Annotated in this window: 24 protein-coding genes and 1 other annotated feature; of the genes, 6 read left to right on the forward strand and 18 right to left on the reverse strand. The window is 37.6% G+C overall.

All coding sequences use genetic code 11. The annotated features are described in order from the left end of the window. Positions 1-208 precede the first annotated feature (208 nt). From trpS to SAY88_RS19065, 5 genes are all read right to left on the reverse strand, one after another. Entirely contained in the window at positions 209-1,201 is a 993-nt protein-coding gene (trpS, locus tag SAY88_RS19045) for a tryptophan--tRNA ligase (protein WP_332633738.1), read from the reverse strand. A 105-nt stretch (positions 1,202-1,306) separates the two neighbouring features. Then, positions 1,307-1,564, reverse strand: a binding site (T-box leader). Positions 1,565-1,737: 173 nt separating this feature from the next. Continuing rightward, positions 1,738-2,511 (reverse strand): APH(3') family aminoglycoside O-phosphotransferase, encoded by a 774-nt coding sequence (locus tag SAY88_RS19050; RefSeq protein WP_332633739.1) that lies wholly within the window; start codon positions 2,509-2,511, stop codon positions 1,738-1,740. Between the two features lie 685 nt (positions 2,512-3,196). Then, positions 3,197-4,567, reverse strand: coding sequence for an aspartate kinase (locus SAY88_RS19055; protein ID WP_332633740.1), 1,371 nt, complete (start codon positions 4,565-4,567; stop codon positions 3,197-3,199). A gap of 291 nt (positions 4,568-4,858) precedes the next feature. Next, positions 4,859-5,401, reverse strand: coding sequence for a hypothetical protein (locus SAY88_RS19060; protein WP_332633741.1), 543 nt, complete (start codon positions 5,399-5,401; stop codon positions 4,859-4,861). A gap of 110 nt (positions 5,402-5,511) precedes the next feature. After that, positions 5,512-5,796 (reverse strand): hypothetical protein, encoded by a 285-nt coding sequence (locus SAY88_RS19065; protein ID WP_332633742.1) that lies wholly within the window; start codon positions 5,794-5,796, stop codon positions 5,512-5,514. A gap of 280 nt (positions 5,797-6,076) precedes the next feature. On the opposite strand from SAY88_RS19065, the gene folE2 reads away from it, so the two are divergent. Then, positions 6,077-6,961 (forward strand): GTP cyclohydrolase FolE2, encoded by an 885-nt coding sequence (gene folE2 / locus SAY88_RS19070; protein WP_332633743.1) that lies wholly within the window; start codon positions 6,077-6,079, stop codon positions 6,959-6,961. Positions 6,962-6,986: 25 nt separating this feature from the next. Here the strand turns inward: folE2 and SAY88_RS19075 are convergent, their stop codons facing one another. From SAY88_RS19075 to cobA, 3 genes are read right to left on the reverse strand one after another with little or no spacing between them, the layout of a single operon-like run. Next, positions 6,987-7,628, reverse strand: a complete 642-nt coding sequence (locus tag SAY88_RS19075; RefSeq protein WP_332633744.1) for a precorrin-2 dehydrogenase/sirohydrochlorin ferrochelatase family protein — start codon at positions 7,626-7,628, stop codon at positions 6,987-6,989. Beyond that, positions 7,625-8,461, reverse strand: a complete 837-nt coding sequence (locus tag SAY88_RS19080; RefSeq protein WP_332633745.1) for a sirohydrochlorin chelatase — start codon at positions 8,459-8,461, stop codon at positions 7,625-7,627. The genes SAY88_RS19075 and SAY88_RS19080 overlap by 4 nt, the downstream gene beginning before the upstream one ends. A 4-nt stretch (positions 8,462-8,465) precedes the next feature. Next, the gene (gene cobA / locus SAY88_RS19085; RefSeq protein ID WP_332633746.1) at positions 8,466-9,932 is read right to left on the reverse strand and encodes a uroporphyrinogen-III C-methyltransferase; all 1,467 of its coding nucleotides are present in this window, start codon (positions 9,930-9,932) and stop codon (positions 8,466-8,468) included. A gap of 269 nt (positions 9,933-10,201) precedes the next feature. Between cobA and SAY88_RS19090 the strand changes: the two genes are divergently transcribed. The 4 genes from SAY88_RS19090 (at position 10,202) to SAY88_RS19105 (ending at position 13,917) form a co-directional block, all read left to right on the forward strand. After that, positions 10,202-10,507 carry a MerR family transcriptional regulator gene (locus tag SAY88_RS19090; protein ID WP_250096033.1) on the forward strand — a complete coding sequence of 102 codons (306 nt, stop codon included), beginning with the start codon at positions 10,202-10,204 and terminating at the stop codon, positions 10,505-10,507. Positions 10,508-10,650: 143 nt separating this feature from the next. Then, complete coding sequence (locus SAY88_RS19095; protein ID WP_332633747.1) at positions 10,651-11,463, forward strand: divergent polysaccharide deacetylase family protein; 813 nt, start codon at positions 10,651-10,653, stop codon at positions 11,461-11,463. A gap of 1 nt (position 11,464) precedes the next feature. Continuing rightward, positions 11,465-12,028: a GNAT family N-acetyltransferase gene (locus SAY88_RS19100; protein ID WP_332633748.1), complete on the forward strand. Its 564-nt coding sequence runs from the start codon at positions 11,465-11,467 to the stop codon at positions 12,026-12,028. Positions 12,029-12,033: 5 nt separating this feature from the next. Further along, a complete protein-coding gene (locus tag SAY88_RS19105) occupies positions 12,034-13,917 on the forward strand; it encodes a S8 family peptidase (RefSeq protein WP_332633749.1) in 1,884 nt (627 codons plus the stop codon). 158 nt (positions 13,918-14,075) lie between these two features. Here SAY88_RS19105 and SAY88_RS19110 read toward each other — a convergent pair whose 3' ends face one another. From SAY88_RS19110 to SAY88_RS19155, 10 genes are all read right to left on the reverse strand, one after another. Continuing rightward, positions 14,076-14,276, reverse strand: a complete 201-nt coding sequence (locus tag SAY88_RS19110) for a DUF3906 family protein (RefSeq protein ID WP_332633750.1) — start codon at positions 14,274-14,276, stop codon at positions 14,076-14,078. Continuing rightward, positions 14,273-15,892, reverse strand: a complete 1,620-nt coding sequence (locus SAY88_RS19115; protein WP_332633751.1) for a nitrite/sulfite reductase — start codon at positions 15,890-15,892, stop codon at positions 14,273-14,275. The genes SAY88_RS19110 and SAY88_RS19115 overlap by 4 nt, the downstream gene beginning before the upstream one ends. Before the next feature lie 14 nt (positions 15,893-15,906). Beyond that, entirely contained in the window at positions 15,907-16,503 is a 597-nt protein-coding gene (cysC, locus tag SAY88_RS19120; RefSeq protein ID WP_332633752.1) for an adenylyl-sulfate kinase, read from the reverse strand. An 82-nt stretch (positions 16,504-16,585) separates the two neighbouring features. Further along, positions 16,586-17,662, reverse strand: coding sequence for a sulfate permease (cysP, locus tag SAY88_RS19125; RefSeq protein WP_332633753.1), 1,077 nt, complete (start codon positions 17,660-17,662; stop codon positions 16,586-16,588). 18 nt (positions 17,663-17,680) lie between these two features. Beyond that, the gene (gene sat, locus SAY88_RS19130; protein WP_332633754.1) at positions 17,681-18,817 is read right to left on the reverse strand and encodes a sulfate adenylyltransferase; all 1,137 of its coding nucleotides are present in this window, start codon (positions 18,815-18,817) and stop codon (positions 17,681-17,683) included. A 22-nt stretch (positions 18,818-18,839) separates the two neighbouring features. After that, entirely contained in the window at positions 18,840-19,547 is a 708-nt protein-coding gene (locus SAY88_RS19135) for a phosphoadenylyl-sulfate reductase (protein WP_332633755.1), read from the reverse strand. Between the two features lie 85 nt (positions 19,548-19,632). Beyond that, positions 19,633-19,776 (reverse strand): YezD family protein, encoded by a 144-nt coding sequence (locus SAY88_RS19140; protein ID WP_332633756.1) that lies wholly within the window; start codon positions 19,774-19,776, stop codon positions 19,633-19,635. Positions 19,777-19,954: 178 nt separating this feature from the next. After that, entirely contained in the window at positions 19,955-20,725 is a 771-nt protein-coding gene (locus SAY88_RS19145) for a DUF4097 family beta strand repeat-containing protein (RefSeq protein WP_332633757.1), read from the reverse strand. A gap of 93 nt (positions 20,726-20,818) precedes the next feature. Then, complete coding sequence (locus SAY88_RS19150; protein ID WP_250096045.1) at positions 20,819-21,073, reverse strand: hypothetical protein; 255 nt, start codon at positions 21,071-21,073, stop codon at positions 20,819-20,821. A gap of 152 nt (positions 21,074-21,225) precedes the next feature. Then, a complete protein-coding gene (locus SAY88_RS19155; RefSeq protein WP_332633758.1) occupies positions 21,226-21,654 on the reverse strand; it encodes an SRPBCC family protein in 429 nt (142 codons plus the stop codon). Between the two features lie 54 nt (positions 21,655-21,708). Between SAY88_RS19155 and SAY88_RS19160 the strand changes: the two genes are divergently transcribed. Continuing rightward, the gene (locus SAY88_RS19160) at positions 21,709-22,317 is read left to right on the forward strand and encodes a CPBP family intramembrane glutamic endopeptidase (protein WP_332633759.1); all 609 of its coding nucleotides are present in this window, start codon (positions 21,709-21,711) and stop codon (positions 22,315-22,317) included. Positions 22,318-22,498: the final 181 nt, after the last annotated feature.

Here is a 22,498-nt window from a genome sequence, read left to right on the forward strand (position 1 = left end):
CTAATTATTTTAACATAAATATCCAATTTAACTGCCAAGTGTTATTCCATTAAATGGCCCTATTCATTAAGAAAGGGACGCAATTCTTATTCCAGAATTGCGCCCGATTGTGGAAGATTAATTATATTTCTTTATTTGGAGTAATACCACGTAGCTGATACTAGGGGATAAATAAAAGTATCTGAATTGAAATTTATGTTAACTCTAATTAATTGGTAAAATAGTTCATTCCCATCGCTTCTCGTACTTCTTGCATCGTTTCTTTTGCCACAAGACGTGCTCTTTCTGTACCTGTCACCAGAATCTCATCGACCTTTTTGGGATTATTTTGATACTCTACTCTTCGTTCTCTCATTAGCTCTAGCAAATCGTTAATACTTTGAGCGATCTTTCTTTTACATTCCATACATCCGATTTGTCCTTTTTTACAATTTTGATAAATCTCTTCGGAGTCTTCTTTACGAAATGCTTGATGATATGCATAGATTGGGCAAACTTCAGGATGACCGAGATCCATTTTATGAATTCGGGCAGGGTCAGTTTTCGCTTTTTTAATCTTCTCATTAACCTCTTCTTTTGTTGAATCTAAATGAATAGCATTCCCGATACTTTTGCTCATTTTATTGTTTCCATCAAGCCCAACTAGACGAGGGACATCACCCACTAGTGGTTTCGGTTCCACTAAGACAGGCTGATAAAGTTGATTAAATCGACGTACTATTTTTCTTGTTTGTTCAATATGAGGCAGTTGATCTTCTCCCACAGGAACCAACGTCGCTTTACAAAATGTGATATCTGCTGTCTGACTAATAGGATAGCCAAGGAAACCATAATACATATCTTTGTAACCTCGTTCTTTGGATTCAGCTTTAATCGTAGGGTTATGGCGAAGAGAATTCACCGTTATAAACATGGAATAATAGGTCGTCAATTCTGCAATCTCTGGAATCAGGGATTGAACAAAGATGGTTGCTTTTTCTGGATTAATTCCTGCTGCTAAATAATCTAATGCCACATTTCTTAAGTTATCTTTGATCAACTCTGGATTTTCAAAGTGAGTAGTTAGTGCCTGTACATCTGCAAGTAAAAGGAACGTTTCGTATTGATTTTGCAACTCTACTCGATTTTTTAGACTTCCAACGTAATGGCCAAGGTGAAGTTTTCCTGTAATCCGATCTCCTGTTAATACACGCTCTTTCATTTAATATCCTCCTTATAATTTTGCTTAGATTTTTTGTGTTTGAGATCCACCAACCATCTTCCATGACCATCACCTCCTTTAAGAAATACAAAAAAACCCCGCCCAGTAAAGGACGAGGTTCTCGTGGTACCACCTTTATTAATCGCAAAAAGCGACTCACTCTTTAGTACAGAAAGGTAAAAAAAATTCCATTCGATACTCCTCTCTTGGTAACGGAGAGAGAAACCCGGCGACGCCTACTCATTGGTTCAGCGAAGCGATTCAGAAGCCCATTCGGTATCAGGTGAGGATCGGTTCACAGCAACCACCGACTCTCTGGACCTCATAATCTGATACGTACTTGCTCTTCCTCTACATCGTTTGTCCGTTCATGTTTCTTTTAAAAAGATTTTACGCTGATATACTAAAGAAGTCAACTGAAACTCCTTGTTTACTTCATTAAATTAGATCACTTATTGTATAGATAAGCGCCTAATTGCGGAATATTAAAAAATGTGAAAGAGCTACCAAAATAGCTCATCAATCATTTAACTAAATTAAAAAAACTCATCCATGAGTTGATAGTAAAAGATTTTTGATTCATCTAATTCTTTAACACCATACTCCTTAAGAAAAAAAGGAATATACTCCTTCCCAAAATTATAGGTAATACTTCTAATTGCCAAAGCTAAATCTTGATATCTGTCAGAAACTCCTGCTCTCCCCAAATCTATAAAACCACTTACTTTCCCCTTATCAATAATAATATTTGGTAAGCAATAGTCACCATGAGTAAAGACCAGATCTTCATTTATTGTTTTTTTTGAAATAAGTTCTTCAAAGAGTTCCCTTGCTTTCAAACCTTTTCTTACTTCATCAAAATCTTCTTCATCAACCAGTCCATTTTCAACCCTTCTTTTTGCCTCTTCAATTTTCACATCCAATTTTTGATTAAAAGGGCAACTTTCAATACTTAAACTATGTAATGTTTTTAGCCCTAATGCCAATAGTTCCATTAAGTAAGGTAAAATTCCTTCATATGATTTATCTGAAGCGTTAATACCTTTTATTTCTGTAATTAATAAGTATTCGTTTACTTCATCCTTGTCATAATAAAGAACCTCTGGTACAGAAAGCTTCCCCTGTAACCACTCTAATTTTTCTTTCTCATGATACAGATTTTCTATAGAATTATTTGGTTGTATTTTAAGGTATTGATTATAAGTAGAGCCTTTCAACAAAAAAGTCATAACATCTGAATGACCAATTGTAATTTGTTCCCATGAGTATCCATTTGTCAATCTTGCTACGCTTTGTGGAATTCCTTTCATTTATGTCACCACTTTCACAGACTTACTCTTTTTATAATTGATTATTTCTACACGTAATTTTGCAATCCCTTCCTCAACTGATGACCTACCATTAGCGCAATAAGTCTTATTCCAGAATCTGGCCCTTTTCATGAAGAAAGACGCTTTCCTTATTTCAGAAAAGCTCCCTTTAATGGAATAACTAATATAAATTGCCTTAATAGTCAAATCACTTAATGCTTCTTTAACTAACGCAATCCGTTGAAGAAGTGGCTAGTGGTAATCAAAATATAAATAATTCATATTGGTTTATGAAGAACCTTTCCCCTGTATTTCTGTTCTATTTTTTTCTTCATCAGCTTGATGAAGGACTTTTTCCCTACATTTCTGGTCTGCTTTGTCCTTCATCAGTTTTATGAAGGCAATAGCTTATTCAACTTTTTTTGCCCTTTTAGCTGAACAAGATTCTCTTGTAAATTATAGTATAGCAACTGTTCCCCAAATAGCAGACCGTTTAACACCTTAAACAATAAGAATCTGCTAGACCACGGATAGTTAGTATTTTATATGTTAACCACCTTAAATATCCTCATAAATCAACAAATAAAAGTAGTCCAATTCATTATGTGAATTGGACTACTTTTTTTATTGCTTTTTTAGTTTTCTACCTCTATACCGAACCCGTTAGGATCGTACTCATTCTTTTTTATTGGACCGTTTCGTCTGCACCACCAAAGAATTCATGGTACAATTCAACAACTGTACGGTCTGCGTCTGAAGCATGAATCCCTAAAATTAAACTTACTTCAGAAGACCCTTGGTTAATCATTTCAATATTTACATTTGCTCTAGTTAAAGCTGCTGTTGCACGCGAAGATATTCCGATTGTATTATGCATTCCTTCTCCCACAATCATGACCATAGCAAAATCACGTTCAACATACACATCATCTACTTGCAGCTCCTCTTGAATTCTTGAAACGACACGCTCCTCAATTTCTGCTGTTAACTGCTCTTGTCGCAGTATTACAGAAGTATCATCAATTCCAGATGGCATATGCTCATAAGACAATCCTTCGTCCTCTAATATTTGTAACAACTTGCGACCAAAACCAACTTCTCTGTTCATCAAATACTTCCGAACATAGATTGTTGCAAATCCTTCATCTGCCGCTATTCCAATAACTGGATTCATGAAGTATTCTCTCTCAGCGATAATCATTGTTCCTGACGAGGACGGGTTATTCGTATTTTTTACGCAAACAGGAATTCCATTTCTAAACGCCGGAAATAAAGCTTCATCATGAAACACGGAGAAGCCTGCATAAGACAACTCACGCATTTCTCGATAAGTCATTTTTTTAATTTTAACAGGGTTATCAATAATATTAGGGTTAGCAGCAAAAACTGAATCAACATCTGTAAAATTTTCATATAAATCAGCTTTTACGCCTGCTGCTAAAATGGAACCGGTAATATCAGATCCCCCTCGTGAAAAGGTTACGAGCGATCCTTCTTTTGAATAGCCAAAAAATCCCGGAAACACAATTATCTCATTACGATCACGTAAAGCTTTAAGGTGCTCATATGCTTCTGGTAAGACTTGTGCATTTCCTGGTTCATCACTAACAAATAGACCAGCATCTTGCGGATTTAAATATGTAGCATTTAATCCAATGCTTTGGAAGTAGGTAGCAATTAATTTAGCATTGTTATCTTCACCACTTGCCTTTAATAAGTCCATGCATGCACCAGGGCGATTACGATCAAACTGAAGACGCTCACGCAAATCTGCCTCGATCGTCGCAACGATTTCCTTTCCAAGACCTAACCCTTCTGCAATATCTTCATAACGATTTAAGACTGCTTGTAATTCGTTTTCCGTATCTTCATTTTTTAAATAGGTTTCACCAAGGTGGATAAGAAGGTCTGTCACCTTTGTATCATCACTGCTTCTTTTTCCCGGTGCGGAAACGACGATTATTTTTCTTTCTTTGTCTTCTGCTACAATGGAAGCTACCTTTTTAATTTGCTCCGCACTTGCGACTGATGTTCCCCCAAATTTCGCTACCTTCATCTTATGTCTCCAGCTCCCTTATTCTTCATTTCTCTCTTCATTTATAAGTTTTTTGAACATTCCCAATATAGCATAATCAAACAGGTTCTGCAAAACGATTCTTACACGTTTTAAGCTTACATACTCGCCTAAATCTTCTTCTGTTATTCTCACCACATTGTTCCACACAATCCTCCCTGATTCTTGACAATGGCTCCCATTCCCATAAGAAGCCGCGCATGCGGCCTTTTCTTGTTTTAAACAAAGAGGGGGTGTCTAAAAAGGTCTGTTTTTGACCTTTTTAGACACCCCCTATAATGGGTCATCATCAATTTTCACATAATATAAAAACACATGTTCATATTCATTATTTGGATAAATGGCCTCTTCATAATCAAAAGATTTTAAGTGAGCCGCTTCTACATTTTCTACAAAATAAGCGGTATAAACCTTCTCACCAACAGGAAATTCATCGAAGCGATCAAACAAATAGCCCCAAGAAGAAGCACCTCGATTAGTCCCTTCGCGGGTAATAGAATAGTCTGTAGAACCTGCAGCTCCACGGTCATACAGTAGCTTTAACGTTCTAGAAACCGCAAGATCGTCTCCTTCTTCCTTCGTATCAAAGGTAAAAAGAAATCTCACTCTCTCGTCTTCTACTTCTGCCTCCGGATCGTTAGCCCCCATTTTCATACCACCAATGTTCTCGACAAGTTCACCATAATGATAATATTCTACCCTTACTTCGATAGATTGAAATTGTTTCTCCCGCTCATGAAACTCGAAATAAAAAATTTGATCAGCAAGCAGTGAAAACATTACCTCTTCGTTTTCTGATAACGTTATCTCATTCATTGATTTTTTATTTCTATCATTTCAAGAAATAAGCGTATTACAACCAGCTATAAGCAAGAGACAAACAATTCCTAATCCCCATTTAGCCATGTTGCACCTACTTTCTCACATCATTGAAAGATCCCTATTAAGAATGGTTTGGTTTCTTGCAACTGATCTTGTGTACAAGAAGATTCACTTACATAATCAAGCTCTAATGCATGCTTTAACGTGGTCTCTTCTAAGTTATTCGTTAAATCAGCTTGATCAAAGCATGCAGGTGCACTATACACTCTATGTGTATGATCTAATATTACTCGAGTATCACCAGATACCGTTACTGTAATTGGAATGACTAGACCAATAACAAGTAAAAAAGCTGCCAAAATCATCCAAAATATGGTTCCCTTTTTCATTTTATACCTTCTTTCCACTCTTTTCCTTCTAATCTCTTTGTAGAAAACAGTCGATTTTCTTGTTTCCTTTTCCCTTTGTAGTGTAATATGGAGTAAGCATAACTCGCAACTTTTTCACCTTTCGTATTTCCATAAACATGCCATCGTTATGCTAACTTTTCGTTAGAGGTGTTCGTTAGCAGCATCGATGCTTGATGAACAACTAGACAACAATGAATCTATTCATATTTGTTGTCAAACGCCACATAAATAGAATTAATTTTCAGGAGTGATAGATCAGATGAAGCGTTCTTTACCACCTAAGGCTGAGCGTCATCGTCATTTTGGTACAGTTGATCCCATTGTAGGAACAAAACCAACAGACAAAGAAAAGATGCCAGACCTTCAAAATAAACCAGATGATTTTTATTTTCCTATTCAACAAGTGGGAATTTCTGACGTGAAGTACCCTGTCATGATTGAATCAGAACTAGCACCAACAACTCAAACAACAACAGCAACATTTGCCTTAACAACAAGCTTAGAACAAGATTTTAAAGGAATAAATATGAGTCGCCTTACAGAGCAACTTCATCTATTTTTCCAATCTCACTTGTTAACAGATCAAACCTTACGTGAATTTACGGCGATTCTTGCTCGTGAAATGAAACAAAGAGCTGCGAATGTTCGTGTAACTTTTCCATGGTTTTTCACAAAGACAAGCCCAGCTATGCAAAAAGAAGGAATGGCCCACGCTGATATCACATATGATGTCTCGTTTGATGAGGACAAAGGGTATACATCCGTTATTACACTAACCGGGGCAGTAACAACTCTATGTCCATGTTCTAAAGAAATTAGTGAGTACAGTGCCCATAATCAGCGAAGTTTCGTAACAATGACTGCAACGGTCGATGATTCGTACGAAGCAGATTGGAAGGCTGTTCTGTTAGAAGCTGCAGAAAGTAATGCTAGCTCCATTCTATTCCCTGTATTGAAGCGCCCAGATGAGAAGGCTGTTACCGAGCATGCATATGAGAATCCTCGCTTTGTAGAAGATCTCGTTCGTCTAGTTGCAGCTGATTTATATGAACATGAAGCGATTCGTTCATTCGAAGTTCAATGTCGCAATGAAGAATCCATTCATCAGCACGACGCAATCGCAAAACTATCTTTTACAAAGTAAGACAAAAGGGAGAACCATTGATTGATTAAAAATGGTTCTCCCTCTTTCTATTAATTTCTTGTTCAATCAATTGATGTAGGAGTTGTTCTCGATTTGGCTCCTGCAAAAAATGCAAAGACGCACATTTCTGTAAAATTTGTTTACGAACTTGTTGCTCTAAACCACTAGTAAGTACTTGTTTTCTTGCATATTCTAAAAAAAGCAAATCTTCTTCAATGGAATCAGGGATGTTTTTCTTTATTTGCGCCATCAGTCTCTTTCCATACGTAGGACTTGCTCCACCTGTTGATAATGAAACGGAAAAGGGGCCTCTTTGAAACGTCAAAGGAAAATGAAAATCACTTAGGCTAGAATTATCAGCAAAATAAACAAGTTGATACGTCTTTCTATGTTGATAGAGAGCTAAATGAAGCGCAGAATCATTCGTCATTAAAAACAGAAAGTCTTCATCAAAAGAAAATGTTGGATCGACCATTCCTTTTTCCCATTTAAAATGTGGTTTATTTAAATAGCTTTCTAGAGTTGGATGAAGTGATGGTGCATAAACAATCACTTGACTGATTCCCGCCTCAAGTAATTTAGGAATTTGGCGTGCTGCCACAGTACCAGCTCCAATAACGGCAGCCCTTTTTCCATCTAGCTTTAGTATAACTGGAAGATGACTCACGCTTTTACACCTGGTACCTGATTAGAACGTCCACGCAAGTAACAAGTGTCACAATTTACTTTCACTTCTTCGTCTAATACCTCTTGAACCCGTTGTCCTAACACTGAGATCAATTGATCGTCAAAACCTAAATAGTCACATAAAACAAATTCTTTATTCGTTTGTTTTGACCATTCATCTAATTGCTTTTGCAAACCTTTCATTAATACACCTGTAAATAACAAATAAGGAACAACATACACTGTGCTATTTGGCAAACGGTTCACTCTAGCTAAGCCTTCATCAACATTTGGTCTTGTAGCCGCTAAGAAGCAAACATCCACTTCATCTACAGGAGTATATTCCCAAAGGAGTCGAGCAATTTTCATTAAGTCACTCGTCTGATCAGGATCACTGCTTCCCCTTCCTACTAAAAGAATTGAGATCGGCTTACGCTCCTCATAATTTGGTCTTTCATTCTTAAAGTGAAATCCAACAGCTCGTAATCGATCTTGAATGATATCAATCACGGTTGATTCAATACCAATTGGTCGCCCGTAAGAGAAAGCTATATGAGGATATTTTTCCTTCATTTTATCAATTTCTTCAGGTATATCTACTTTCGCATGCATTGCTGTTAGTAAGAGGAGGGGGACAACTGCAATCTTCGTGGCACCTTGCTCCACACATGCCTGTACTCCCTCTTCAATGGTCGGCTCGGCTAGCTCTAGAAAACTGCATTCTTGAATCTTCACTTCTGAATGTTCTCGCTTTGCTTTATTCACAAAAGAAAGAAGCTCCTCATTCCCGGCTTGAACACGACTTCCATGACCTACATATAAAATAGCTTGCACAAAATCACCTACTTTGTTTTACAATGTCTTTTAATACATCAACTAGCTCTAGTTTTGATGGCTCTTGCAGCACATGTTGAACGTGATAACCTAATTCATTTGCTGTATTAGCCGTTTCAGGTCCAAAGCAGATAACTTCAGCCCTCTTTGATAATGAATCTGGTGTTTCCTGACATGCTTCGATTTGCTCTGTCACAACTTTTACAGCTTCCGCACTTGGAAAAACAATTGTATCCACCCGGTTTTCGTCAAGAATACGTTGACAAGTAAAATTGGACTGCTCAATAATCTCGTCTGTATGAGATACATAAAAGTCATGCTCTCCATAAAGCTCGTACCGTTTCTTCTCACGTTTCCCCCAATTTTTAGACCCAATTACTAGTCGCTTATTTGATTCAATCATCTCATGTACTGGGAACCCAAGACAGGCAAACGACTCAATTGCCTTAATTGATTTTTGAGATGCACCGTAAAAGCTTGCTTGAAGAGACCTAATATCGATTCGCTTTGTTCTAATTTGCGCAAAGAACCAATCAACTGATTTCGGTGAATGAAATATGATTTGATCATAGTTATGAAAGGCCACCTCGATATCCATATGCTCCCTTGTTACAAAGCGAGGGTATTCAAATACGTCAGCTCCTAATTTAGTTAATTCTTTTGCAATCTCACTTGGCCCTTCAGTTGTGCGTCCAAATAAAATATGTTTCCCAAAAAGTGGCTGACATTCAAACCAGCTTTCTTTCGTTCTTAGTTTAGCTACCTCACCTACTAACGTAATCGCTGGATTAGAGAATTTTTCCCTTTGAACAAGTTCTGCAATCGTAGCTAAATCGCCAGTTAGTGTCTTTTGCTTTCCTACTGTACCCCATTGCACAAGTAGCACAGGTGTTTTTGGATCTCGACCATGTTCGATAAGTTGCTCACAAATATATGGTAAGTTTTTTACACCCATATAGAAAGCAATCGTATCTACTCCTGTAGCAAGTCCATTCCAATCTATAATTGGTTGTCCAGTAGGAGATTTATCATGTCCTGTTACAACGGCAAATGATGCTCCATGATCTCGGTGCGTTACCGGAACACCAGCGTATGTAGCTGCTCCAATACCTGCTGTAATTCCCGGTACAATCTCATATGAAACTCCGACTTCTTCAAGAGCTGCGGCCTCTTCTCCCACTCGTCCATATACACTTGGATCTCCACCTTTTAACCGAACTACTTGCTTTCCTTCTAGTGCATATTTCACAAGCAAATCGTTAATAGCTTCTTGTCTAAGCAAGTGTCGATCAGGTAGTTTCCCACAATAAACTAACTCTGCTCCTGGCTTCGTGGTCTCAAGTAAAAGTGGATTGACAAGACGGTCGTACAAAACAACATCCGCTTTTTCAAGACACTGCTGACCTTTCACTGTCATTAAACGAACATCTCCTGGCCCTGCGCCAATTAAATATACATATCCTTTAGTCATTATGATTCTCCTTTAAGCTATCTGTAAAATACGGATTAAATTATTTCCGACTTTTTTTATATGTTTTATCAATTATAATATACAGAAAGCCTGATCTCAATTGAAAAAATACAATTAATGTTAGTCTTACTCTCTCTATATGTTTTTCCCACTGTTAAACCTCAATAATCAATGTCAGATTATCTAACATTCCCAACCACTTGCCACCTGTTAATGTGCTATGATAGTGAAAAGATCTGAACATTCTAACTTAATAAGGGGTGGAATGGGTGTCAACATATAAAGATAAAAAAGTAATTACAATTGGAATTGTTAGTGAACTTACAGGCCTTTCAGAAAGAAAGATTCGTTATTATGAAGAGAGAAAACTAATCTATCCAGAAAGGTCAAAAGGCGGAACAAGAAAATATTCATTTCTAGATGTTGAACGATTACTAGATATTGCTAATAAAATGGAAGATGGTATGCAAACATTTGAAATTCGGAAAATGGAACAAAAACAAATGCAGAAAAAAGAAGTACGCGATCGTATGCTTCGCGGACAGCTTAATGCCGCATTTAATATTCGTAAGTAAGACATGTGTGACGAGAGCTCGTTATACATGTTTTTTTTTGGCGTTTTTCAATAGGTTATCTTTATTTTATCTTTTTATCATAGAACGTAAAGCCCTTTGACAAACTAACATAAAAACAGAGTGTTTAGAAAAGGTGGATGGCTATGCGATTTCGATTCATAATTATGTTTTTAATCTGTATGTTCCTACTTTCGGTCTCCTTGAGCCCTGCTTCATTTGCCAATGAGAACAAACAAGTTGCCATCATCATTGACGACTTTGGGGGGAAAGTAAAAGGAGTTGAGTCTTTTTTAGATGGCAATATTCCCATTACTGCGGCAGTTATGCCTTTTATGGAGCAATCAATTGAACAAGCAAAGCTTGCTCATCAAGCAGGACTTGAAGTAATGATCCATATGCCCATGGAACCTAAAAAGGGGAAGGCATCTTGGCTCGGGCCAAATGCAATTACAAGTGACTTGTCTGATGAAGAAATACGAAAAAGAGTATTAGCAGCCATTGAGAACGTTCCTTTTGCAAAAGGGATCAACAACCATATGGGATCTAAGGTTGTGGAAGACGAACGAATTATTCGTATCATTTTAGAAATAGCTAAACAAAAAGGGCTATATGTAATTGATAGTGGAACAAGCTCAGCTTCTGTGATTCCTAAATTAGCAAGTGAGATGAATATTCCTCACGCAACAAGAAGTATCTTTATCGACGATACTCACTCTTCAAAAGAACAGGTTATGAAGCAAATGTCGTCTTTATTAAAAATAGCAAAAAAAGATAAAAAAGCAATTGCAATAGGGCATGTAGGAATAAAAGGTCATGAAACGTTTGCAGGTATTTCAAATACACTTCCATTATTTATAAAAGAACAGGTAGAAATTGTACCTGTATCACATCTATTGGACACTGAAATAGAGAAAGATCCTATTCATTTTTGGCATCCTAAAGAAAAGGAGGATTAAAATGACAACACTTACACACTTAGGTAGTGAAACGTTTACAGCTAAAGATCATTCAAAAATTATTCTTCGCCCAGCACAAAAGCAAGATGCAAAAGAAATTATCTATTCAGTTTCCACTATCATTGAGCAAGGAGCTTATATTCAAAAAGAACGAGTTCGAACAGTTGAAGAGGAAAAAGCATTTATTGAGGAAATGAAGAAAAGTGGGAACATGTATATCGTAGTCGAAGTAAACGGTGCCGTCCGAGGCATTGCGAGAGTTATCCGAGGAGAATTAGAGATGAAACGACATACTGGTCTCTTTCGAACGTGGCTTCACGAAGATGCACAAGGAAAAGGAATTGGAAAGAAAGTAATGGAGTATACGCTTGCATGGTGTAAACAAGAAAATTTGCATAAATTATGCTTAACGGTTTTTGCTTCAAACAAAGTAGCCATTAGCTTATACGAAAAAGCTGGGTTCGTCACAGAAGGCGTCCAAAAAGAACAAGCATACCTTAATGGTGCGTATGATGACGAATTATTTATGGCTTATTTTTTTAATTGTAAGAGAAAGGATGTTTGATTCTAATGTTATGGAGAATGGCAAAAACAGTGTTGATTGTCGGTCTCATAGGGATTGGTCTTGCCATAATTGGAAGAGCACTTATTGACGACAATGATTTCACAATCCAAACAAAAAAGATTCCAGAGCAGCTAGAAATCTCGGCAATGAACCACTTAATGGCTGAAGACCTGACAATGACAACTTCTATGTTCTTGAAACAGCTTTCTGCTCAAATGCAAAGGTGGGCAAATCAAGACTTAACTGATCAAGAGTTACGAACTAGGTTTGAAGAAGAAGTGATAGAACATCCACATTTTCACGGTTTCGCTATTATAGAAAACGATAAAGTTATTGAACAAGTTGGCCATATCGAGCGAATGGACGTATCAAAGTTAACCCACCGCCATATGAAGAGTAACTTTTCTGACCCTTATTCTGTTGAAGGAAAGCAATACATGTTAATGGGAGAAATGCTTGATGATGGTCGTACTGTTTTAGGGGAAATTGACTTATCTTTCGTAAAATCTTTCGTCAAAGGGCTAGCATCCGTAGCTGATGCCAACGGGACTTTTTTCGTTTCTGGGGCTGATCCTGAAGTTGACTGGAAAACAACTGAAGATATCCCTGAAAATTTAGAAGCAGAAACGGTGCCAGAATTAGGTTGGCAAATTGTTGTTCATTCTGATGACCAAAAACCAGAACAACTTCAACAACCTTTTTTTGAACGACAAGCCGTTATTAAATTTAAACACCCCGAAGTTGCTCAAACGTGGTTAATGGAAAATCAAGATTTACAAGTTCTTGAAGATCACAATCCAATGTTTGTTGTCGAATCAAAGACAGAATCAACTGAACAATTGATTCAGCGTTTACGTAAAGAATATGATTTAGCCATTGCAGAGCCAAATTATAAAATTTCTAAACAAGTCATTCTTTTTTCAACTGACCCAAATGAACCAAGACATACATCTCCTGCACAAAACAATAGACAACAAAATCAGAGAAGGACGGGACGAGAACAAGTACAGCAAAATGTTTTAACATCAAAACCAAACGATGAATTTTTCGAACCTTATCAGTGGAATTTAGATCAAATAGAGATTGATGAAGGATGGAACTTGGCAGGAGGTCAAGGGGTAAAAATCGCCATATTAGATACCGGCGTAGACCCAAATCACCTTGATCTCGCTGAGAAACTAGGACCAGGATACAACTCGTTTGACGATACCTCGGATTTCTCTGATGCACATGGGCATGGGACACATGTAGCAGGAGTAGCTGCTGCCTTAACAAACAATGTAACAGGAATAGCTGGTGTGTCTTGGGATAGTACGATTTTGCCTGTTAAAGTATTAAATGATGAGGGAGAAGGTTCATCTTTTGAAGTGGCTAAAGGAATTTACTGGGCCGTAGAACAAGGGGCTGATGTGATCAATATGAGTCTTGGCGATTACTACTCTTCTGATTTATTACACGAGGCAATTCGATATGCATATGAACAAGATGTTGTTTTAATTGCTGCATCTGGAAATGACAATGTCCAAGACCCTATGTACCCAGCACAATATGAAGAAGTGTTCACAGTTGCAGCCGTTGATGAGGCAAGAAATCGTGCATTTTTCTCCAATTACGGTGAGCATATCGATGTTACAGCTCCAGGTGAGCATATACCAAGCTTGTTTCCTGATAACAACTATGTAGTGATGTCTGGTACATCTATGGCAGCTCCACATGTTGCTGGCTTGGCTGGGCTTATTCGTTCACTGCGTCCGGATTTAACAAATGAAGAAGTATACAACGTTATGCGTTCAACAGCTAAAGACCTCGGTACAGCAGGACAGGATCCATACTATGGATTTGGTGAAATTGATATAGCTGCCGCTTTACAATCAATAGCCAATCAATAAACAGCAATCTTTGTAATGCGTTAATATAATAAAGGAGGGTCTGACCCCTCCCTTCTTGCTCGATTCCAAAATTTTAAGTAAATAAATAAAAAAAGCCAGATTCCCTCTGTGATCAGCCTCAGTTTAACGCGGTGAAGATACACAGAGGGGTCTGACCCCTAAATGACAAACCCTGCTGTTTTTCCAACAGGTTTTTTTTCTTGTAATGTAATAGACGTAATGATCGGTAATTTTAAATAATTTTTTTCAACTTCTTGCTCAGCAGTTGAAAATGCACTTTCTTCATCTGCTGCGACAACAACGACAGTCACATTCCCTCGCTCTTCTATTTCTACCTCAAATCGATATAAATGCATCATGCTGTCTCTAAAATGTCATCTAAAGCAGTTTGTAAAGCATCATGGCCTACACGGTTGTAGAAGTCAAAGAATACCTCGTTTGGTTCTTTGTTTTCTTCAAAAAAACGTAGAAAGGCTGCTAATGCAGCTGCAAGCTCATCTGCTTCGATTTTTCCTTTTAGCTTGTTGTTAAATTGGGCAACTTCCTTTTCAAGAGTTCCCCCAACATAAAATTCAAAAGCTTCAACCATCTTTTTATCCTTGTTTTTCATCTTTACACCTTGAAGACCTATGTCGGCAATTTGACGTTGACCACATGCGTTTGGACATCCAATCATATGGATACGCACAGGGACATCAACTGCGACATGCTCGTCTAAATACTCTGCTACACGTCTCATTCGCTCTTTTGTTTCAACAAGTGCTAGGTTACAATACTCAATCCCCGTACAGGAAACTGAATACCCAATGAAGTTTTTAGGTTCAAGCTTAATACGATCAAATAAAGGCTCTTGCAAAAGCGCTTCCACTTTCTCATTAGCTACGTTTGGAATTACTAGATTCTGAGAGTTACACGTACGAATTTCACCGTTTCCGTAATCTCTTGCAATTCGAGCAAGATCAAACCACTCATCTGAGTTCATCCGACCAACAGGAACATTGAATCCAACATAACTTAAACCTTCTTGCTTTTGTGCATGTACTCCGTAGAAGTATCCACCGTTCCACTCCTCTAGTTTACATGTCCCTTTGGCAGGAAGCTCACCAGTATACTCAAGTAGCTTCTCTTTAAATTTTTCAACACCCCAGTCAGCAACTAAGAACTTCAAACGTGCACGGTGACGTTTCTCACGATAACCATAGTCACGATAAATTGACGTAATTGCAATTGCAACATCTTTCACTTTTTCTGGAAGAACAAATACATCCAACTCTTCGGCAAGATATGGCTTAGCTGATAATCCGCCTCCCACCTTCACATGAAATCCGATCACTTCTTCTCCGTCAATTACTTTCACAGCTGGAGTAAACGACATACAGTTAATGCGATCATGACCAGCATTATGTACATTTCCTGATATTGACATCTTAAACTTGCGTGGTAAATTTGAAAAGTCTGAATTACGTTGAAAAAAACGATACACATCTTCGACGATCTCTCTCGTATCGATTAACTCATTTGGATCTACACCAGCAAGTGGATTTCCCATAATAGTTCTTGGGATATCTCCACATGCCCCTATAGACGAAAGACCAACTGACTCTAAACGTTTAAAAATGTCAGGTAAGTTTTCAATTGTTAACCAGTGATACTGAATCGCTTGACGTGTAGTAATATCAATTACATCACGACCATAATCGCGGCCAATTCCAGCTAGAACTTCTGCCTGTTCATTTGTAATTAATCCTGATGGAATATTAACTCGCATCATAAAATATCCATCTTCTTTTGGCTTTTGTAAATAAAGGCCAGCCCATTTGAATAAGCTCCAGTCTTCTTTCGGAATAGAATCAAATCCACCCGCCGCATACTTTTCAATATCATTTAGAATTTCAAGACCATCTTTTTCTAATTTACGGATCTCATCCTTATTTAGATTGTCTGGCTCCTCTTCCCAAATTTTTTCATATGCCATGACCTATTTGCCCCCTATAGGATGTTCTTCTCTTGCAAATAATTTATTATTGCAATAACTGATTCTTCAACAGTTTGTTTATCCGAATCAACGATAATTTCTGGAGCATCTGGCTCCTCATAAGGCGAACTAATTCCTGTGAATTCAGGAATTTCCCCAGCACGAGCTTTTTTATAAAGTCCTTTTGGATCACGTTCTTCACAAGCTTCTAAAGAACAACGCACGTAAACTTCAATAAATTCTCCGTTTTCTACTAATTCACGAACTCGATCGCGGTCTTCTTTAAAAGGAGAAATAAAGGCCGTACAAACGATTGTACCTGCATCGACAAAAAGTTTGGCTACCTCACCGATTCGTCTAATATTCTCTTTTCGGTCTTCATCACTAAACCCAAGACCTTTATTTAAGCCATGGCGAACATTATCGCCATCTAAAACATAACTGTTCTTCCCTTGTTTAAAAAGTTGTTGCTCTAAAGCATTAGCTAGCGTTGACTTCCCTGCACCTGAAAGTCCTGTAAACCAAAGTATCGCACTCTTATGACCGTTGCGCTCTTGTCGCTCCTCTTTCTTTATCGTAGTCTCATGCCAAACAATATTATTATCTGCCATTATAGCTCCCCCTCTAAAAATTCTGATAATTTTACTTTGTTTTAAAAATAAAGTTCTTTCGTTCATTTGTCAATTCGCTAATTTATATGCCTGCCCCATCATCATACGTCGTTCGTCTTTCTTGTCTAGCCGCTTGATACATGCTATAAGCTCCAGCAGTAGCAATCAGAACACTTACTAAGACAAATAAGGTGTAGTAATCACCTTTTTTAAAAAGAAGAATAAGTCCATACGACAAGACTAGAGAAAATAGCGGAGATACAACCCACACTTTTAAAATTTGTTTAAGAATGCTTTTTTGCCATAAACGCAAGCCGCCCTCTACCGTACCAATCCCGATAATAGCTGATGTTGTAACTTGTGTTAATGGAACGGGCAATCCAAAAATAGACGCCGTTATAACAAGAGAGCCACCAGTTAATGAAACGGTACTTCCTTGTAACAAGCTTAATTTCGTAATTCGTTTCCCGTTTGTCTCAAGAACACGACCACCTAATAGAAGCGCGCCGCTAGCTACAAAAAAGCCTCCAAGTAAAATTGCTGGACCGATCTCTAGCAGACCTGCACCTACAAGAGGGCCCACTGCATTTGCAACATTGTTCATCCCTGCTGCATAAGCTTCCATACAGCCACTAATAATGAGCAACATGACTAATGGTTTCCGCCATTTACCCTTTCCCGTAAGATCAGGATATTTATTCTCTAACTTTCTTACTAAATGACCTGCTGCATAAGCAAAAAGAAAGGCAACAATCGGAACAATGACCCAAAACGCTACGATCACTAGTAACTTATCAAAGAAAAGCGATTGATAAGCTATTCCAGCTCCTACAATCGCTCCAACAACGACTTCACTTGTTGATAATGGAATCCCTAACATATTAGCAATAAATAAGGAGAGGCATGCAGCACCAAGGATAATAATAACGAGTTCTACATCAACGATGGAAGTGGGAATAATCCCACTTCCTATCGTCCGGACAACCTCTCCACCAGCTAATGCACCTAAGAACGCAAATACTCCAACAAGCAGCATCGCATTGCGTTTTTTAGGGATCGCACCACTTCCGTACGCAGGCCCCATTGCCGCGGCGGTTCCACTAGCTCCTATATTCATTGCAAAGAAACATGCAATAATGATCGCGGCAATGGCTAACATACTATGACTTCCTTCCTTTTAGGCATGCACTTTCTGCATTCCACGAATCAATACTTCAACTACTTCACGACGACTAAATTCTGGTGGTGGCACTACACCTTCAGACAGCATTTGGCGTACTTTCGTTCCAGAAAGAACCACATGGTCTTCTTTTCCATGAGGGCATGTTTTTGTTGATGCCATGTTTCCGCATGCCTTACAGAAGAAACTATGTTCAAAGAATAATGGACTAATTGCTAATTCACCTTCTTCAAACTCAGAGAAAATCAATTGTGCATCATACGTTCCGTAATAATCACCAACACCAGCATGGTCACGACCAACAATAAAGTGTGTACACCCGTAGTTTTGGCGAACGATTGCATGGAAAATTGCTTCGCGCGGCCCCGCATAACGCATTGCAGCAGGGAACACCGCTAAAAATACGCGATCTTTTGGATAATACTTCTCAAGCAACACTTCATAACTTTCCATACGTACATCTGCTGGAATATCATCTGACTTTGTTTCACCAACTAATGGATTTAAAAATAGACCATCAACAATTTCAAGAGCCGACTTTTGAATGTATTCATGTGCACGGTGAACCGGATTACGAGTTTGGAACCCTACAATTCTCTTCCAACCTAACTCTTCAAATCTCGCTCTCGTTTCTTTCGGATCTAGATAATACGTTTCAAAACGCTCATGTTTCACACGTTTTGTCACCGTAATTTCTCCACCAACATATACATTTGGACGTTCAAACATTTTTTTCACGCCTGGATGAGCACCATCACTTGCACGGTATACCTTTTCAGCTTCAACCTTCTTATCCGGTGTGTAAATATCAGCAATTTCAATTACACCATAGACGTCACCATTAAATACTAACTTTGCCTTCTCACCAACAGAAAGAGTTGCTGCTTTTTCTTCTGAAACTGGCAATGTTACAGGAATACTCCACACAGTTCCATTTGCTAAGCGCATGTTGTGTACGACTGACTCATAGTCTTCTTTACCTAAAAATCCTGTTAATGGGCTAAATGCTCCAATTCCAATTAATTCTAAATCGGAAAGTGAAAATGAATCTAGTTCAATTTCTTTCTTTACAGCCGAACTATCATAAGATTGGTCAAAACGGTTAATTAGTGTTCCTCCATGTGCTTGAATCATTTAAAATCTCCCTTTTCCATTATTATTTGTGTAAACCACATTCTGTTTTTTCTGAATTTGCCCAACGGCCACTCCGAGGATCTTCCCCTTCAGCAACTGGCTTCGTACAATATTCACAGCCAATGCTTGGATAATTTCTATCATGCAATTCGTTATACTCTAATTGATGAAGTTTCACATACATCCAAATTTCTTCTTCCGTCCAATGAATTAGAGGACATATTTTAATCGATTTAAACCTATTATCTTGATTAACAAACTGAGTGTTTGCGCGAGTTGGTGATTGCTCTCTCCGCAAACCGGAAATCCATGCATCATAACGGCTTAACTCCCTCTCAAGAGGAACCATTTTTCGAATATTACAGCAAGCATCAGGATCTCGCTCCCAAAGTCGATCGCCATGTTGTTTCGCTTGTTCTTCAGGTGTAACTTCGGGCTTTGCTAACTCAATATTTAAGGTTGGATAGCGCTTCTTCACTTTTTCAATTAATTCATATGTTTCTTTAAAATGGAAGTCTGTGTCTAGGAATACAATGGTAGCATCTTTTTTCACTTTACTAATTAGATCAATCAGCACCATACCTTCAACACCAAAACTACAGGAATAAACTAATTTATCGCCAAACTTCTCGTAAGCCCATTTTAAAACTTCTAAAGAGTCTTTACGTTCTAATTCCTTATTTACTTGTTCATAATCCTCTTTTGCTAAGGAATTGTAATTAAAAATCATACATTCACCCCTCTTTTAAACAAAAAGACGACGTAGATTAAGTGTCCCAATCAACCGTCGCCTCTAGTTTTCTAGTCAGCACTCATTATTTAATTCGTACTTTTTCATTTTTCTCCAATTGAATGACCTTTCCATCTTGAACGATAAGCGTTACAGAACCATACTTTAAACCCTTTAAAAGCTCTTGTAGCTGCTTACTAATTCGTTGGAATTCCTGTTCACTCGCCATAATAGCCTCCCACAATTACCGTTATTAAAAACGAGGAAGTTTAATTCCTTGTAATTTGATATGATTTATTAGTTTAATAGTATTCTATCCATCAATCCAAAAAAAGTCAAGACGATATATAACGAAATGTGTACAAAAAAAATAAGTGCACTACCATTGACCAGTAGTGCGCTTATTTTTATGGTTGCGTAATTGTTCCTGTCACATCTTCAATATTTATCGTACCGCCTCTACTTTCTAAAATCTCAACATCTCCATTAACTCCAACAATGCTTATATTCCCTGAACCGCTCCTAACAACGATGTCTCCATCATGATCCTGAAAGTCAACATGCCCTGATCCCGCTATTAGCTGTAATGAGCCAGATGATGCGGTAACATTGGTTGTTCCTGCATTATTATTAATCGTTATTGATCCGTGTACATTTTCTAATGTTACATGCCCCGCTCCGTCAGTAATTTCAACATTACCTTCTATATCCTTTATAGAAAGATGATTGGAGCCATGTTGTACCTTTAAATCCGACTTCATTGATAAGATTTTTAATTGGCCTTCATTTTGTCGATACACTAAAGGCAGATGATCTGGCACTTGAATCTCTAAATGAACAAATCCTTGTTCTATGTCCGTCCCTCGTTTAACAGAGGTATGCAGCTCTCCAGTTGTCCCTTCTGCTTCCAATAAAAGTGATGTGTTATTTTCACTAAATGTTTTCGCGTGTTCAATATCTTGATCACTCATTGCTGCAAACGTTGCTGTAACATGAATGTCGTCAAGGCCTTCAACACCAGTAATAGTCACATCGCCTTCATCTTGATGAACAACGAATTCCTCTAGTCCTTTTGCATCTAACGTGAAAACTTCTTCGTTATCATACGTTACAATATTGCACCCTGTCATAATAATTACTGCCATGACAAGCATAGTCCCACTTACTAATTTGTTCATTATGTTCTCTCCTGTCTATTATACATGCCAGTTTCCTAGTTAAGTGTACAAAATGTTTCGGACGGAAGCCAACAAATATAAACAGAAACGATGTTAATTCACGATTTGGTCACTTTTTCGGAATGGTATTACTTCTGCTGGAGGTTTTGAAACAACTATATATTCAATTTTATAGCCTTCTTTTTTTCTTTTTATAAAAGTTGATTTTGAAATAGGCCGTGCTCTTGACCAACTTAACGAATCAACATTTTCCCAAGAGTCATGTGTTATTAATTCTTTCTTGTAATAATAGTCATTTCCAGATGGATAGGACTCACATATATATTTTACCGTCTGTTTTGAATGCATTTATTGCCACTCCTTTGTCCTTAGCTTTCCCAGAACATGACAAGTTAAAACTACACTTGCTAGGAGTTCGTGAAATCCGTAAATACATGCTAAACTATGGTAAATGAATAGATTATGAAGTGGGTTTGTTTAATACAGTGCTGTTACTCTATTCACTTAAACTCTTGCTTAATGGCTAATTCACGTCCTTGAAACATTGCTATTAAAATCGGTCTCATAACAAAACTTGTCACATGAGCGTTAAACATAACGATATCTTCCATGATTGTTCTTGAACCATTTTCAATAAAACTGTGCGTATGACTCCATTCTGTAATTGGAAATGGTAGTTTTACTCCTTGATCTATAAAGCAATTTGGAGCATGCACATAAGTGATCTTTGAAGTCCAGTTCACATACAAACCAGCAAAATGAAGCTTCATTTGAATTGTGTTTCCTTCGAGTGTTTCTGGATTTGAAAGAATAGTCACTCTCGGAAATGATGTAATCTTAGCTAAATTTTCTGCCGTAGAAAAAAACGTCCAAACTGCTTCAATTGGTGCATCAATAACTGTTTTATATGTAAAAACAAGCAAACCCATCGTTAGCATCACCTTTATCAAAATTTACCTGCTACAATTTAAGAGGGATTATTTATGGTAACAAAAGATTTCAATTTTTGTATTGGATTTCTTTTCGCAGTAACGTTATTATCAATCAGTTTTTTCTTTCTCCCCACATATTTTTGGACCCTCTTCCCTTTATCGCTTTTTTGGCTTTCGATGTACAGTTGGTTATTCGAGAATCAACAAGTAAAGAAACTACATTTATCACATTGGTTTCTTTCATTAGCAAGTGGCCTCATTTTATATCTCTTCTTTGCTTTTGGTAAATGGCTGATAAAGATTTCTGGCATTCCATTAATGGACCAACTCCAAACACTATACGCATTAGTCAAACCAACCGATTGGCTTCATTACGTTTGGCTTTTTATCATCATCATACCTGGAGAAGAGTGGTTTTGGCGGGGATTTATTGTTAAACGACTGAGTAAAGAAACAACTTTATATAAAGCGTCCATCATTGGTACGTTTTTATATGGAAGTGCACACCTTGTAACTGGTAGTTTACTTTTAGTGTTAGCCGCTTTATTCGGTGGGTTCCTTTGGTCCATTCTGTACTTGAAGACGAGAAACATTTTAGTTCCCATTATCTCACACTTGTTTTTTGATGTTCTTTTACTAATTCTTTTTCCTTTAGTGTAAAAAAATGACTCAATCAATTTCTTTTAATTGATTGAGTCATTTTTACGCATATATATTTATCAACAATCATTTAATTTCCCCAACCATATTAAGGATATCTAATCCTCAGATTGTCGAGAAACCCCACTTTTTTAAAGTGGGGTTTCTATTTTGACTTTATTTCATTCTCTAAGATTTAAGA

The organism is Halalkalibacter flavus (genome assembly GCF_036663575.1).
GTDB classification, from domain to species: Bacteria; Bacillota; Bacilli; order Bacillales; family Bacillaceae_D; genus Halalkalibacter; species Halalkalibacter flavus.

What these genes read in the sequence shown, in the direction of transcription:
- SAY88_RS19160 (WP_332633759.1), top strand. Translation starts at nt 21,709, where the DNA reads ATGGTAACAAAAGATTTCAATTTTTGTATTGGATTTCTTTTCGCAGTA.
- SAY88_RS19050 (WP_332633739.1), bottom strand. Translation starts at nt 2,511, where the DNA reads ATGAAAGGAATTCCACAAAGCGTAGCAAGATTGACAAATGGATACTCA.
- SAY88_RS19060 (WP_332633741.1), bottom strand. Translation starts at nt 5,401, where the DNA reads ATGAATGAGATAACGTTATCAGAAAACGAAGAGGTAATGTTTTCACTG.
- SAY88_RS19055 (WP_332633740.1), bottom strand. Translation starts at nt 4,567, where the DNA reads ATGAAGGTAGCGAAATTTGGGGGAACATCAGTCGCAAGTGCGGAGCAA.
- SAY88_RS19135 (WP_332633755.1), bottom strand. Translation starts at nt 19,547, where the DNA reads ATGATTTTTAATTACAATTCCTTAGCAAAAGAGGATTATGAACAAGTA.
- SAY88_RS19115 (WP_332633751.1), bottom strand. Translation starts at nt 15,892, where the DNA reads ATGGCATATGAAAAAATTTGGGAAGAGGAGCCAGACAATCTAAATAAG.
- SAY88_RS19140 (WP_332633756.1), bottom strand. Translation starts at nt 19,776, where the DNA reads ATGGCGAGTGAACAGGAATTCCAACGAATTAGTAAGCAGCTACAAGAG.
- trpS (WP_332633738.1), bottom strand. Translation starts at nt 1,201, where the DNA reads ATGAAAGAGCGTGTATTAACAGGAGATCGGATTACAGGAAAACTTCAC.
- SAY88_RS19095 (WP_332633747.1), top strand. Translation starts at nt 10,651, where the DNA reads ATGCGATTTCGATTCATAATTATGTTTTTAATCTGTATGTTCCTACTT.
- cysC (WP_332633752.1), bottom strand. Translation starts at nt 16,503, where the DNA reads ATGGCAGATAATAATATTGTTTGGCATGAGACTACGATAAAGAAAGAG.
- SAY88_RS19110 (WP_332633750.1), bottom strand. Translation starts at nt 14,276, where the DNA reads ATGATGCATTTATATCGATTTGAGGTAGAAATAGAAGAGCGAGGGAAT.
- sat (WP_332633754.1), bottom strand. Translation starts at nt 18,817, where the DNA reads ATGATTCAAGCACATGGAGGAACACTAATTAACCGTTTTGACCAATCT.
- SAY88_RS19155 (WP_332633758.1), bottom strand. Translation starts at nt 21,654, where the DNA reads ATGGGTTTGCTTGTTTTTACATATAAAACAGTTATTGATGCACCAATT.
- cobA (WP_332633746.1), bottom strand. Translation starts at nt 9,932, where the DNA reads ATGACTAAAGGATATGTATATTTAATTGGCGCAGGGCCAGGAGATGTT.
- cysP (WP_332633753.1), bottom strand. Translation starts at nt 17,662, where the DNA reads ATGTTAGCCATTGCCGCGATCATTATTGCATGTTTCTTTGCAATGAAT.
- SAY88_RS19145 (WP_332633757.1), bottom strand. Translation starts at nt 20,725, where the DNA reads ATGAACAAATTAGTAAGTGGGACTATGCTTGTCATGGCAGTAATTATT.
- folE2 (WP_332633743.1), top strand. Translation starts at nt 6,077, where the DNA reads ATGAAGCGTTCTTTACCACCTAAGGCTGAGCGTCATCGTCATTTTGGT.
- SAY88_RS19065 (WP_332633742.1), bottom strand. Translation starts at nt 5,796, where the DNA reads ATGAAAAAGGGAACCATATTTTGGATGATTTTGGCAGCTTTTTTACTT.
- SAY88_RS19100 (WP_332633748.1), top strand. Translation starts at nt 11,465, where the DNA reads ATGACAACACTTACACACTTAGGTAGTGAAACGTTTACAGCTAAAGAT.
- SAY88_RS19150 (WP_250096045.1), bottom strand. Translation starts at nt 21,073, where the DNA reads ATGCATTCAAAACAGACGGTAAAATATATATGTGAGTCCTATCCATCT.
- SAY88_RS19105 (WP_332633749.1), top strand. Translation starts at nt 12,034, where the DNA reads ATGTTATGGAGAATGGCAAAAACAGTGTTGATTGTCGGTCTCATAGGG.